Genomic DNA, 12,790 nt, shown 5'->3' with positions numbered 1-12,790 from the left:
GCGATGACCGCCGCGCCAGCCCAGACGACCGCGGTACCAGCCGTCGCCGAGCCAGGCGCCGAGCGCGTTCTCGCCGTCGAGGAGCAGTGCGGTCACGTCGTAGGTGTAGTACCGCAGGCGTTCGCGGTAGGTCGTCCATCCGGGTGAGAGCGTGTCGGAGCCGACGCGGACCCCGTTGATCTCCGCCTCGTACAAGCCGTGCGCCGTGGCGTAGAGCCGGGCGCTGGCGATCTCGCCCTCGACGCGGAAGCCTCGTCGAACCAGGGTCGCGCGGCGGGCATCGCTCTCCGGATCCTCGTCGAGGTCGACCCCCACCGGTCGCGCCGACCAGTCGTCTGCCCGGAGAAGGCCGGCCTCGAGCCAGGTCTCCGGGCTGTCGGCGGACCAGCTGCCGTCGCCGCCCCGCACTGCCACGCGCACGCCGACGTGCTCGCGCGAGTCGAGGGCGTCGAAGGGCCAGGGCACCAGGACCTGTCTTTCGGACGTCACCTCGATGCGCTCCTCGTCCCGGTCCTGGCTGCTGCCGCGCACCACCGTGACGGCATAGGACTGCTGTCGCCAGTCAGCGGGGGCGTCTGCGATGGTCCAGCTCAGACGCGGGCGGCTCTCGCCGATGCCGAGCGGCTCCCGGTGGTGCTCGATGCGTGGCGCGGAGACGGTGGTCATGTGCTTCTTCCTGCCCCTGCGGCTCGTCGGGTGTCGATGCTCTGTCGCGGGTTCACTCGGACGGCGCCGGGGTGCGCTTGGCGCTGGCGCCCCGCATGATCCGGGCGACAGCCGTGATGAGGAACAGCTGTCCCGTGATCCCCTCGGCGATCGCGACCGCCTGCCCGCCGGTTCCGACCGGGACGATGTTGCCGTAGCCCGTCGTCGTCAGGGCTGTGAAGGAGAAGAACAGCTGGTTTCCGAGGGAGTCGGCGGTCGCGTCGCCGAACAGCGGAGTGGGAGACAGCTGCGACATCAGGTTGTACACGAACGCGAAGAACATCCCGACGAGGATGTACGCCGTGACCGCAGCCAGGAGCGCTTCGAAGTCGAGCCCGCGACGGGTGACCTGGTGGGCGATGATGACCCACGGCGCCACGAGGAGCGCGAGCATCGAGGCGGCGGAGAGCGGGATGGCCAAGAGCGGGCCGTCGAGCCCGAGGGCGCCGGCGATGACCGCGGCGAGACCGGCAGCGGAGAGCACCACCCACGACACACGTTGCGCCAGCCGCGTCGCTCCGGTGACGTAGAAGACCACGGCGACGGTCGCCAGCATCGGCAGGAAGGCCCACGGGCTCGGGTCGGTGCTCGGCTGCGTCGCGCACAGTCCATACGAGACGACGAGGAGCACGAGCACGACCCCGTACCCGGCTGCGCGTCGGGTCCACAGGCCGCTGGAAGGCGAGGAGTCGGTCCCGTGCGCGGTCAGCTTCTCGGTCATGGCGTCCCTCCGGATCAGCGGCTGGCGATGTCCGTGATCTGCGGTCAGTATCCCAGGCGGGTGACGACGAGGAGGGACGACCGGCCGGGCGCGGTTCGTGTCCGCTCGCCGGACCCGTTATGATGGCTAGGTGCATCCGCGCTTTCCGGCCGGATGCCTGGAGACGTCGCATAGTCCGGCCGAGTGCACCACCCTGCTAAGGTGGAGTCCCCTCACGGGGACCAGGGGTTCAAATCCCCTCGTCTCCGCAGAAGAACCCCCGCTCCGGCGGGGGTTTTCTCGTTCCCGGCCCCTGGGTTCCCGTGTCGGGGCAGACTCGAATCATGCTTCGCGACATCACCACGATCGTCTTCGACGTGCTGGGCACCCTGGTCGATGAGCCCGGAGGGCTTCGCGCTGCCATCGAGGAGGCGGGTGGCTCTCCCCGCGATTCCGATGGACTCCGCGCCGTCTGGCAACGTCATATCGACGGGGAGCAGCGCCGGATCGCACGGGGTGAGCGCGACTACGTCGACTCCGGGATCCTGGATCGCGAGGCGGCGACACTGGTGGCGCAGATCGCGGGGATCACGGACGCCGCCACCGTCGATCGCCTCGCGACCGCGGCGAAGCGTCTTCCCGCCTGGCCGGATTCGCGCGAGGGCATCGAGCGTCTCGCCGCCCGCTTCCGTGTGTTCGGGCTGTCGAACGCGAACCCGGAGTCGCTGCACGCGCTCGGGGAGCACGCCGGACTGCCGTGGCACGGAGCGCTATCGGCGGACGCCGTCGAGGCTTACAAGCCCTCCCCGCGGGTCTACCGGCTCGCGGTGGAGGAGGCGGGCGGCGACCCGACGCGCGTGCTCATGGTCGCCGCACACGCCTGGGATCTCCGAGGCGCCGGAGCCGCGGGGATGAGGACCGCGTACGTACCGCGTCCGGCAGGTGATCCGCCCGAGGACACCGACGCCTTCGACGGGCGCTTCCCCAGCCTGGCCGAGCTGGCGGAGGCGTTGGGCTGAAGCGGCGGGATCGTCTCGTGTCTGTGTCCGACCCGACGTTCGGCTCAGCCCTCGGGTAGCCTCGTCCGCATGTCCTCCGCCACGACGCAGACCCACAAACGCGAAGCCTTCGGCTCGCGGAACGTGTTCATCCTCTCCGCGATCGGCTCAGCGGTCGGCCTCGGGAACATCTGGCGGTTCCCCTACGTCGCCTACGAGGGCGGCGGCGGGGCGTTCCTCATCCCGTACCTGTGCGCGCTGCTGACCGCCGGCATCCCGCTGCTGTTCTTCGACTACGCGATCGGTCATCGATACCGCGGATCGGCGCCTCTCGCCTTCCGTCGTCTGCACCGTGCTGCCGAGCCCCTCGGATGGTGGCAGGTGCTCATCTGCGTCGTGATCGCCGTCTACTACGCCGTGATCATCGCGTGGGCGGCCATGTACACCTGGTTCTCGGCCCAGCTCACCTGGGGCGCGGGCAACGAGAACGACTTCTTCTTCATCGACTTCCTGCGCTCGGCGGACGTGGCCGAAGTCGGCGTCTCGACCGACTTCGTCCCGCAGGTCGGCATCCCCCTCGTGGTCGTGTGGCTCATCGTCATCGTGATCATGGCGCTGGGTGTGAAGCGCGGCATCGGCAGGGCGAACATGATCCTGATGCCGTTGCTCACGGTCATGTTCGCGATCCTCGTGGTGCAGTCGCTGTTCCTCCCCGGTGCGATGGACGGCCTCAACGCCTTCTTCACCCCGAACTGGGAGGCACTCGCCGACCCGGGCGTCTGGGCCTCCGCGTACGGCCACATCTTCTTCTCGCTGTCGGTCGCGTTCGGCATCATGGTGACCTACTCCTCGTATCTCAAGCGCAAGACCGACCTGACCGGTTCGGGACTCGTCGTGGCCTTCGCGAACTCGGGCTTCGAGATCCTCGCCGGTATCGGTGTCTTCGCGGCCCTCGGCTTCATGGCGCAGGCGCAGGGGACCGAGGTGGCGGGAGTCGCCTCTTCCGGCATCGGATTGGCGTTCATCGCGTTCCCGACGATCGTGTCGCAGGCGACGGGCGGATCGATCATCGGCGTCCTCTTCTTCGGGGCCCTGGTGTTCGCCGGAGTCACCTCGCTCATCTCCATCCTCGAGGTGATCGTCGCCGCGCTGCAGGACAAGCTGGGCTGGGCGCGTGTGCGCACGACCCTGACCGTGGCGATCCCGCTCGCTATCGTCTCGATGGCGCTGTTCTCGACGACGACGGCGCTCTCCGTCCTCGATACGGTCGATGCCTTCGTGAACTCCTTCGGCATCATGGCGGTCGCCCTGGTGGCCGTGATCATCGTGGCCTGGTTGCTGCACAAGTTGCCGGTGCTGGTCGAGCACCTCAATCGTCGATCGAGCTTCCGGGTGGGCGCGATCTGGAAGCTGCTCGTCGGCGTGCTGGCACCCGTCGTGCTCGGGTACCTCTTCATCAGCGAGCTCATCGCGAAGACGTCCGAGCCGTACAGCGGCTATCCGGCCTGGTTCCTCGCCGTCTTCGGATGGGGCATGGTGATCGCCCTCGTGGTGCTGGCCCTGGTCCTGTCGGCGTTGCCGTGGAGCGGCCGTTCCCACGCGAAGGACGATCCCGAATACGACGAGTTCCTCGTCGAAGAGGAGTACGAGCCGGATGCGGAGACGTCCGCGATCCCGGCGGTGGGCACCACGACGAAGGGAGCGAGCGCATGACTCCGATCGCTGTCGTCATGATGATCATCGCCATGGTCACGGTCTGGGGCGGGCTGGTCGCCGGGATCGTGAACCTGGCCCGTCATCCCGAGGAGTCGGAGACGGAGCCGGCACCTCCCGTCGAGCTCTGACCGGGCGTCGACGGAGAACCGATCGCATCCGACCGGAGAAGTCGGGTCGGCGTATGAGATGCGCAGCGACGATGGTGGGGAAAGGAGGACCTCATGATCGGCACGCTGAACGCCCTGGTCGAGCTCGTCGACACCTACGGTGTCGCGGGAGAGATCGACATCGACGCGTTCGCCCGTGAGAACGGCACGACGGAGTACCACCTGCGTCGGATGTTCTCGGCGCTGGCGGGGATGCCGCTCTCGGAGTACGTGCGTCGTCGCCGGATGACGCACGCGGGAGCGGAACTCGCAGCCGGCGCTCCGAGCCTGCTCGATGTGGCCGTGCGCCACGGATACGGCTCGGTCGAGGCGTTCGCTCGCGCCTTCCGCGCGGTGCACGGCATCGGACCGGCCGATGCGCGCCGTGACGGGGGCCCTCTCCGTACACAACCCTCGCTCCGGTTCCGCCTGAGCGTGGAAGGGAGCATCCCCATGCACGTCACCATCACCCACCGGCCCGCGCTCGTGCTCGTCGGTCACGCCGTGGAGGTTCCGTTGATCCACGAAGGCGCCAATCCGCACATCCAGGCGCACATCGCGGCCATCCCGTCCGAGGAGCATGCGCGGCTCAAGACCCTCGGCGATGCCGAGCCCTCGGGGATCCTGGCCGTCACGGCAGACGTCGAACCCGACGCCCCGGAAGGCTCGCTGCTGAGGTATCTGCACGGCGTCGCGGTGCAGAGCACGACATCGGTTCCGGAAGACCTCGACGTGCTTCCGGTCGACGAGGGATCGTGGGCGGTCTTCGCCGCCAGTGGTCCCTTCCCCGCCGCTCTGCAGACGCTGTGGGCGGCCACGGCGACGGAGTGGTTCCCGTCGAACCCGTGGAGGCTGCGCCCAGGCCCGTCGATCGTGCGCTACCTGGAGTTCAGCGGTGACTCCGCGTCGTGCGAGCTCTGGCTTCCGGTCGAACCGGCCTGAGGCCGGCGGGGTGGGCGCGCGTGCGCACCCACCCCGTGTCCGTGGCCCGTGCGACACTGAGCGCACGATCCAGGGAGGCACGTGATGGCGGCCATCGATCCGAAGAAGACACTCGACGCGTACCGGGCGAAGCGGGGCGAGTTCCGCGTCGTCGAGGTGCCGCCCCTGCAGTACCTGATGATCGACGGGGCAGGAGACCCGAACACCGCGCCCGCCTATCGGGACGCCGTGTCGGCGCTGTTCCCCCTGGCATACGCGCTGAAGTTCGCGAGTCGGAACGACCTCGGCATCGACACCGTCGTCATGCCGCTCGAGGGACTCTGGCATGCGCCCGACATGGAGTCGTTCACCTCCCGCCGTGACAAGTCGGCCTGGATGTGGACGATGATGATCATGGTCGGCGATCACATCACCCCCGCGATGTTCGCGGCAGCCGTCGAGTCGGTATGCAGAAGGCTGTGAAGAAGAGGGAGCCGATCCCTGCGCTCGACTCCGTGCGGCTGCAGACCCTCGACGAGGGCAGCTGCGTACAGACACTCCACGTCGGACCGTTCGACGACGAAGGACCGGTGCTCGAAGAGCTGCATCACCACTTCATCCCCGACAACGGGCTCCAGATGCGGGGGCTCCATCACGAGATCTACCTGAGCGACCTGCGCCGTGCCGATCCGGCGAAGCTGCGCACCATCCTCCGGCAGCCGATCATGCCGCACGCCTGAGCGACAGGGCGGGAGCGACAGGGCGGGAGCGACAGGCGAGGCGAAATCAAGCCCCTCGGCGGGGTTCCGCACGACGGATACGCTTCAACGATGAGCACGGTCAAGAACGCGGCGCGCGTCGCCAAGAGGTCGTCGACGTTCCGACGGATCGCCCGTGCCGGCTTCGTCGTCCTCGGTGTCATCCACGTCATCATCGGCTCGGTGGCGATCTCCATCGCGGCCGGCGCCTCCGGTGACGCCGACCAGGACGGGGCCATGGAGCAGATCCGCCAGAGCCCGATCGGAGGGCTGCTGCTCGTGCTTGTGGCCGCCGGGCTGATCGCGCTCGCCGTGTGGCAGATCGCCAGTGCCTTCCTCGCCGCCGATCCGGCCGAGACGAAGAAGTGGGGTCAGCGCGTCAAGCTGTTCGGCATCGCCGCCGCCTACCTCATCGTCGGGGGCATGGCCCTGATCTACGCCGTGGGTGGTGATGCCGACTCCGAGACGGCGTCGAAGACCCTGAGCGCGGTGCTGCTCTCGGCGCCCGGCGGCGTCGCCCTGTTGGTCGTCGTGGGGCTCTCGGTCGTCGGGGTCGGGGTCGGGTTCATCGTCGGCGGCTTCACCCGCGGCTTCGAGAAGCTGCTCGACCTGCCATCGGGAGTCGCCCGCAGGGGCATCGTGACCCTGGGAGTGATCGGCTACTTCGGCAAGGGCACCGCCGTCGCCGTGACCGGGGTGCTCTTCGTCGTCGCCGCCGTCACGCAGGACCCGGAGAAGGGCGCGGGGCTCGATGCCGCCCTGCACAGTCTGCTCGATCTGCCCCTCGGCGGACTCGTCCTGGGTGCTGTCGGCGCGGGGTTCGCCGTCTACGGCGTCTTCTGCATCGCCAGGGCCCGCTACGCCAGGATGTGAGTTCGAGCGTTCACGCGGTGGCGGGTTTCTCGCTCCACACCAGCAGGAAAGCGCCGAGAGCGATCATCAGCCCGCCACCGGTCGCCCCCATCGCCTCGATGCGTCGGGGCGAGCGGCCGAACCAGTCACGGGCGGCGCTCGCCAGGAGCACCCATACGGCGTCGCAGCTCACGCCGATCACCACGACGACCACCCCGAGCAGGAACAGCTGCGCCGGCACCGATCCGGCATGCAGATCGACGAACTGCGGGAGGATCGCGAGGAAGAACGCGATGGACTTCGGGTTCGTGACGCCGACGACGAAGCCCTCGGTGAGAAGCCGCCAACCCGAGCGCTTCGCCGGCGCCGTGGCCATGGCTCTCGCCGCGTCCTTCCGGTGGCGGATCGCCTGGATGCCCAGGAAGATCAGGTAGCCGGCGCCGAGCACCTTGACGATCGTGAACAGCACGACCGACTGCGCGATCACGGTGCCGACGCCGAGAGCCACCGCGACGACGAGCACGATCGATCCGACCGCCGTGCCCAGGATGCTGAGGAATCCGCCCATCCGGCCGAGCGCCATGGCTCGGCCGATCGTGAAGAGCACGGTCGGCCCGGGGATGACGACCATGATGAACGCCGCGACGACGAAGGTGAACAGCGTGTCCTGGGCGATCATGGGACGAGCTTAGAGGCGCGGACGCCGGGCGGTCGAGGTCCGCGACCACCCGGCGTCGCTCGAATCGGGGGACGGATCAGGCCGTACCCCAGAAGCGATCCTCCGCTTCCTGGTCCTCGCTCATCAGCCAGACCTCGACGATGCGGCCGTCGGCGACACGGAACACGTCGACACCGTGCTGATCGAGAACGTGCTGATCGTGGTCATCGTGCCCCACGCGCTGCGCGCGGAATCGCACGGTGGCGGATACCAGGGCACCGCTCTCGGTCGCCGACTCCGTCTCGAGGGCGAACGTGCCCCCGCTCAGCTGCATGAACCGTCCCAGGTGCGCGATGATCGCGTCGGGGCCGACGTGATCTCCTGACAGCTGGTTCGCTCCGGGCTGGTGCCAGACGGCATCCGGATGGAAGGTCGCCGCCAGCGCCTCCATGTCTCCGGCGGCCATGGCCGCACCGTACTGTCCTACGACGTCGATCGCCGACATGATGCTCCTTCTCGATGGGTCGGTACTGTGGAGCATCCAGCGTCTCGGCAGGGACGCGGTTACTTCAACGTCACCGGAAGGGGCAGCGGATGTCGAACACGTGGACGGTGTTCTCGGCCAGCTGCCCGTCGCGCGCATCACTCGCGCGCATCGCGAACAAATGGACCGCGATGATCGTCGTCCTCCTGCACGAGCAGCCTCTGCGCTTCGGCGAATTGCACACCAGGATGGACGGAATCACGAAGAAGGTGCTCGTCGACACGCTCCGCGCCCTGGAACGCGACGGCATGCTGGAGCGCGGCGTCGGAGACGACGGCCACTCCCGCTATCTGCTCACTCCGCTCGGGCGCACGCTGTATGCGCCGCTCCAGGCGCTGCAGGTCTGGGCGGAGTCGCATGTCGAGGACGTACGTGACGCGCAGGACCGCTACGACGCGGCCGCCGACGCGAAGACTCTCGGCGGCCCCTGACCCGTCGCGCCCACCCCCGGTCCGCAGGTGGGAACATGGAGGGATGAGCACTTCTCCCGGTCTCGACGTGATCGCCCCCCTGAACGACGCCGAGGTGCGGCGCATTCGCGGCGACTTCCCGATCCTGGGGGCACAGGTGCACGGGCGTCCGCTGGTGTATCTGGACTCCGGGGCGACGTCACAGCGACCGGTGGCTGTGCTCGACGCCGAGCGCGACTTCGCCACCTCGATGAACTCGGCCGTGCATCGCGGTGCGCACACGCTCGCTGCCGAGGCGACCGAGCTGTTCGAGGACGCCCGCACGGCCGTCGCCCGATTCGTCGGCGCGGACGACGACGAGATCGTCTGGACCTCCAACGCCACCGAGGCGATCAACCTCGTCGCGTACTCCCTCTCGAACGCGTCGCTCGGGCGTGGCGGTGCGGCTGCGGAGCGCCTGCGGCTCCGAGAGGGCGACGAGATCGTCACCACCGAGATGGAGCACCACGCGAACCTCATCCCGTGGCAGGAGCTCGCGGCCCGCACCGGCGCCACGCTCAAGGTGATCCCCCTCGACGACGACGGTGCCCTGCGGCTCGACGCCGCGGCCGAGCTGATCACGGCACGCACCAAGCTCGTCGCCTTCACGCACGTCTCCAACGTTCTGGGAGTCACCAATCCCGTGGAGCAGCTGGTCGCGCTCGCCCGTGAGGTCGGGGCGCTGACGCTGCTCGACGCCTGCCAGTCGGCACCGCATCTGCCCCTCGATGTGCGCGCCCTCGACGTCGACTTCGCCGTGCTGTCCGGACACAAGATGCTCGGACCCACCGGGATCGGTGCCCTCTACGGCCGCCGCGAGGTGCTGGCAGCGATGCCGCCCTTCCTGACGGGCGGCTCGATGATCACGACGGTCACCACGACCGAAGCCGAGTACCTTCCGCCGCCGCAGCGTTTCGAGGCGGGCACCCAGCGGGTGTCGCAGGCGATCGCGCTCGCCGCAGCGGTCGGCTACCTGACCGAGGTCGGGATGCCGCGTATCGCCGCCCATGAGGCGGCCTTCGGTCGGCGACTCGTCGACGGTCTGAGCGCGATCGACGGGGTGCGCGTGCTCGGCGCCGGTATCGACCTGCCCCGCGTGGGACTGGCGAGCTTCGACGTCCAGGGCATCCACTCCCACGACGTGGGGCAGTTCCTCGACGATCTCGGCATCGCGGTGCGCGTCGGCCATCACTGCGCACAGCCGCTGCACCGCCGGCTCGGCGTGACCTCGTCCACCAGGGCGAGCACCTATCTCTACACGACCGATGCCGAGGTGGATGCCGTGATCGAGGGCGTCGCCGGAGCCATCGACTTCTTCCGGAGGGGCGCATGAGCGACCTGCAGAACCTGTATCAGGAGCTGATCCTCGACCACTCGCGCACCCCGCACGGGTATGGGCTGCGGGAGGAGATCCCGGCGCAGTCGCACCAGCTGAACCCGACCTGCGGCGATGAGATCACCCTCCAGGTGCACCGCGGAGCCGACGGCGGCGTCGAGGCTATCGCCTGGGAGGGACACGGCTGCGCGATCTCGCAGGCATCCGCCTCGCTGCTGGCAGAGCTCGCCGAGGGGCTCAGCGTCGAAGACCTCGAGGTGCGCATCGCCGCATTCCGCGAGGCGATGCGCTCCCGCGGCACGATCGAACCCGATGAGGAGCTGCTCGGAGATGCCGCAGCTCTCGGTGGGGTGTCGAAGTACGTCGCACGCGTCAAGTGCGCCATGCTCGCCTGGGTCGCAGCGGAAGACGCGCTCACCCGCAGCTGAGGTGCAGGATGGACGCATGTCCGTGCAGCTGATGCCCCTGCCCGCCGAACGCTTCGACGAATGGCGGTCCGCCGCGCGGAAGCGTCTTATCGACGGCAACAGGGCGTCGGACCGGCGCCCCGGCGTCGACGCGGTCGCCCACGTCGATCAGCTCTTCGGCGAGGTGTTCCCGGGCTCCGCCGCGACCGCGACCGCGCGGGTCATGCGCGTGGTCATGGACGCGGAAGGGGAGGTCGGGACGCTCCTGCTAATTCTGCGGGACGACAAGCTCTTCCTCCTCGACCTCGTCGTCGACGAGCCGTTCACCGACGCGCACAGCGACGATCTGCTCGCAGAGATCCTGCGGGTCGCGCGAGAAGAGGGCGCCACGCAGGTCGGCATGCAGCTGTTCCCCCAGGACTCGACCGGTCGCGCGTTCGCGAGCGGGCGGGGCTTCGAGGTGGCCTCCATCCAGATGGTGCTCGAGCCGCTACCTGCGCGCGACGTCGCTTCCCACGTCGACGTGTCGCCGATGACCCCGGAGCGCTTCCCGACGTTCGCCGCCGCATCGGAGGAGGGGTTCGCGAACGACCTCGTCGAGTCCGGTCGCTACACCCCGGAGGAAGCGCTCGCCGAGTCGCATCGTCAGATGATCGCCGAGCTTCCCGACGGACTCGACACCGCGGGGCAGGAGCTCTTCACCGCCTCCGTCGAGGGGACGGAGGTCGGCATCCTGTGGGTCGGCGTGCGTCAGCGCGAAGGTCGTCCTCATGTGTTCGTCCTGGACATCGAGGTGGCCGCCGAGCACCGGCGCAGAGGGTACGGGCGCGAACTGATGCACGCCGTCGAGCGGGAGGCGCGCCGGCTCGGTGCGGACTCGATCGGTCTGCACGTCTTCGGCTTCAACACGGGAGCGATCGACCTGTACGAGCAGCTGGGCTACCGCCGCACCGAGGAGAGCCTGCTCCGTGACTTCTGAGCCGTCGTCGGAGGACTCGACGGGAATAGCCTCGAGCCCCCGGCGTTGGTCCCGACATGACAACTCTCGGAATCATCGGTGCAGGACACATCGGCAGCCAGGTCGCACGCGTGGCGATCGCGAACGGGTACGACGTGGTGATCGCGAACTCGCGGGGACCGGAGACCCTCGCTGACCTCGTCGCCGAGCTCGGCCCGAACGCTCGCGCCGCCACTGCGGAGGATGCCGCTGCCGCTGCGGACGTCGCGGTCGTCACGGTGCCGCTCCGCGCGATCGACGACCTGCCTGCAGAGCAGCTCGCCGGCAAGATCGTGCTCGACACGAACAACTACTACTTCGAGCGGGACGGGCACATCGAAGCCCTCGACAAGGGGGAGACGACGACGTCGGAGCTGGTGCAGCGCGCGCTCCCGAACTCCAAGATCGCGAAGGCCTTCAACCACATCTTCGCCTCGGAGATCACGTCGGACGGCACTCCGGCCGGCACGCCGAACCGGCGGGCGTTGGCGACTGCCGGTGATGATGCGGAGGCTGTCGCCTTCGTGACCCGCTTCTACGACGAGGCAGGGTTCGACACCGTCAACGTGGGACCGCTCAGCGAGTCGTGGCGGGTCGAGCGTGACCGTCCGGCGTATGTGGTCCGACAGAACGCGGAAGAGCTGACGGAGAACCTCGCACGCGCGAACCGTCTGCCCTGAGCATCGATGCGGGCGGGGGGACGCATCCTCTCGCCCGATCGTCGGGGTCCATCGGTGCGGAGCCTTGGGATACCAAAAGTTGAGGAACACCGGCAGGGGTGCGAGAATGCCCAGATGGCGGGGGCTATAGCAGCAGGCGGGGAACTCGAGTCGGTGCGGGTCACCCGCATCCTTCGTGACGACATCATCCTCGGACACCGGAAGCCGGGTGCGCGACTCGTCGAGCGGGACATCGCCGCGGAGTTGAACGTGTCCCGCCTTCCGGTCCGCGAAGCCATCCGCACGCTCGTCGCCGAGGGGATCGTGGTCGCGCGTCCTCGCACCTGGGCTGTCGTGAGGGAGTTCACGCACCGCGACATCCAGGACTTCGCAGAGGTGCGCGAGGCCATCGAGACGCTGATCTTCGTCTTCGCGGCGGAGCGGCACGACGAGGCGGGTATCGCCCGCATCCGTGCCGCGTACGAGCGCGAGCTCGCGGCCGCACGTGCCGAGGATTCCGAGGCGGCGAGGATCGCGGCGGCGGAGTTCCATGAGGTCGCCGTCGAACTCGCCGCGAACGAGATGCTCGGAGAGCTGATCGCCGTCTTCCTCACCCGTCTGCGCTGGCTGTTCGGTCAGCACGACGACCTGCTCGCCATGGCGGACGAGCACAGGATCATCCTCGAGGCGATGACGGCGCGGGATACGGAAGCGCTGCGTCGGATCGTGCCGGCACACCTCGCCAGCGGCCAGTCCGCGGCGGAGCAGCGGCTTGCGGCGCGCAGCGACCTGACGGTCTGAGCCTCGCGGGTCCGCGGCCTCCCGAGGTGAGGTCCTGCGGAGCCGCCTCCGGTTGTATATTGGGGCGATCGGAGTCGGTCCGGAACTGGTGCGCTGTCCTGGGGAGCGAGATGCGAGGTCTTGCTGTCGCGGTCGGATGCCTC

17 protein-coding genes and 1 tRNA gene are annotated in these 12,790 nt (G+C 68.8%); 14 read left to right on the top strand and 4 right to left on the bottom strand.

What is annotated here, in order from left to right:
• On the bottom strand, positions 1 to 666 hold a 666-nt coding region (locus AX744_RS07530; RefSeq protein ID WP_197429179.1), incomplete at its 3' end, for an alpha-L-rhamnosidase N-terminal domain-containing protein.
• Between the two features lie 52 nt (positions 667 to 718).
• Entirely contained in the window at positions 719 to 1,426 is a 708-nt protein-coding gene (locus AX744_RS07525) for a potassium channel family protein (RefSeq protein WP_058631517.1), read from the bottom strand.
• 159 nt (positions 1,427 to 1,585) lie between these two features.
• On the opposite strand from AX744_RS07525, the gene AX744_RS07520 reads away from it, so the two are divergent.
• From AX744_RS07520 to AX744_RS07495, 8 genes are all read left to right on the top strand, one after another.
• Positions 1,586 to 1,674, top strand: a tRNA-Ser gene (locus AX744_RS07520).
• Between the two features lie 75 nt (positions 1,675 to 1,749).
• Positions 1,750 to 2,424 carry a haloacid dehalogenase type II gene (locus AX744_RS07515; protein WP_061016110.1) on the top strand — a complete coding sequence of 225 codons (675 nt, stop codon included), beginning with the start codon at positions 1,750 to 1,752 and terminating at the stop codon, positions 2,422 to 2,424.
• 69 nt (positions 2,425 to 2,493) lie between these two features.
• Positions 2,494 to 4,116, top strand: coding sequence for a sodium-dependent transporter (locus tag AX744_RS07510; protein WP_058631515.1), 1,623 nt, complete (start codon positions 2,494 to 2,496; stop codon positions 4,114 to 4,116).
• Complete coding sequence (locus AX744_RS19960) at positions 4,113 to 4,247, top strand: methionine/alanine import family NSS transporter small subunit (RefSeq protein WP_082108540.1); 135 nt, start codon at positions 4,113 to 4,115, stop codon at positions 4,245 to 4,247. The genes AX744_RS07510 and AX744_RS19960 overlap by 4 nt, the downstream gene beginning before the upstream one ends.
• Positions 4,248 to 4,340: 93 nt before the next feature.
• Complete coding sequence (locus AX744_RS07505) at positions 4,341 to 5,207, top strand: AraC family transcriptional regulator (RefSeq protein WP_061016108.1); 867 nt, start codon at positions 4,341 to 4,343, stop codon at positions 5,205 to 5,207.
• An 84-nt stretch (positions 5,208 to 5,291) separates the two neighbouring features.
• On the top strand, positions 5,292 to 5,669 hold the full coding sequence (locus AX744_RS21520; protein ID WP_331709297.1) for a hypothetical protein: 378 nt from the start codon (positions 5,292 to 5,294) through the stop codon (positions 5,667 to 5,669).
• Positions 5,666 to 5,926, top strand: a complete 261-nt coding sequence (locus AX744_RS21515; protein WP_331709296.1) for a GyrI-like domain-containing protein — start codon at positions 5,666 to 5,668, stop codon at positions 5,924 to 5,926. The genes AX744_RS21520 and AX744_RS21515 overlap by 4 nt, the downstream gene beginning before the upstream one ends.
• Before the next feature lie 90 nt (positions 5,927 to 6,016).
• Complete coding sequence (locus AX744_RS07495) at positions 6,017 to 6,817, top strand: DUF1206 domain-containing protein (protein ID WP_061016107.1); 801 nt, start codon at positions 6,017 to 6,019, stop codon at positions 6,815 to 6,817.
• Between the two features lie 10 nt (positions 6,818 to 6,827).
• Here the strand turns inward: AX744_RS07495 and AX744_RS07490 are convergent, their stop codons facing one another.
• Together AX744_RS07490 and AX744_RS07485 are read right to left on the bottom strand one after the other, a co-directional pair.
• Positions 6,828 to 7,475 (bottom strand): LysE family translocator, encoded by a 648-nt coding sequence (locus tag AX744_RS07490; protein ID WP_061016105.1) that lies wholly within the window; start codon positions 7,473 to 7,475, stop codon positions 6,828 to 6,830.
• A 76-nt stretch (positions 7,476 to 7,551) separates the two neighbouring features.
• Positions 7,552 to 7,959: a nuclear transport factor 2 family protein gene (locus tag AX744_RS07485; RefSeq protein ID WP_061016103.1), complete on the bottom strand. Its 408-nt coding sequence runs from the start codon at positions 7,957 to 7,959 to the stop codon at positions 7,552 to 7,554.
• Between the two features lie 89 nt (positions 7,960 to 8,048).
• Between AX744_RS07485 and AX744_RS07480 the strand changes: the two genes are divergently transcribed.
• The 6 genes from AX744_RS07480 (at position 8,049) to AX744_RS07455 (ending at position 12,647) form a co-directional block, all read left to right on the top strand.
• Entirely contained in the window at positions 8,049 to 8,429 is a 381-nt protein-coding gene (locus AX744_RS07480) for a winged helix-turn-helix transcriptional regulator (protein ID WP_061016101.1), read from the top strand.
• Between the two features lie 43 nt (positions 8,430 to 8,472).
• Positions 8,473 to 9,780 carry an aminotransferase class V-fold PLP-dependent enzyme gene (locus tag AX744_RS07475; RefSeq protein WP_061016099.1) on the top strand — a complete coding sequence of 436 codons (1,308 nt, stop codon included), beginning with the start codon at positions 8,473 to 8,475 and terminating at the stop codon, positions 9,778 to 9,780.
• Entirely contained in the window at positions 9,777 to 10,211 is a 435-nt protein-coding gene (sufU, locus tag AX744_RS07470; protein WP_061016097.1) for a Fe-S cluster assembly sulfur transfer protein SufU, read from the top strand. The genes AX744_RS07475 and sufU overlap by 4 nt, the downstream gene beginning before the upstream one ends.
• A 16-nt stretch (positions 10,212 to 10,227) precedes the next feature.
• Positions 10,228 to 11,169, top strand: coding sequence for a GNAT family N-acetyltransferase (locus tag AX744_RS07465; RefSeq protein ID WP_061016094.1), 942 nt, complete (start codon positions 10,228 to 10,230; stop codon positions 11,167 to 11,169).
• A 56-nt stretch (positions 11,170 to 11,225) separates the two neighbouring features.
• Positions 11,226 to 11,867 carry an NADPH-dependent F420 reductase gene (locus AX744_RS07460; RefSeq protein WP_046746713.1) on the top strand — a complete coding sequence of 214 codons (642 nt, stop codon included), beginning with the start codon at positions 11,226 to 11,228 and terminating at the stop codon, positions 11,865 to 11,867.
• 114 nt (positions 11,868 to 11,981) lie between these two features.
• A complete protein-coding gene (locus tag AX744_RS07455; RefSeq protein ID WP_061016092.1) occupies positions 11,982 to 12,647 on the top strand; it encodes a GntR family transcriptional regulator in 666 nt (221 codons plus the stop codon).
• Positions 12,648 to 12,790 lie beyond the last annotated feature (143 nt).

The organism is Microbacterium sp. CCH5-D1, assembly GCF_001557335.1.
Lineage (GTDB): Bacteria > Actinomycetota > Actinomycetes > Actinomycetales > Microbacteriaceae > Microbacterium > Microbacterium oxydans.
The sequence above is the reverse complement of the archived record's forward strand: the minus strand, read 5'-3'. Positions and strand labels throughout refer to the sequence as shown.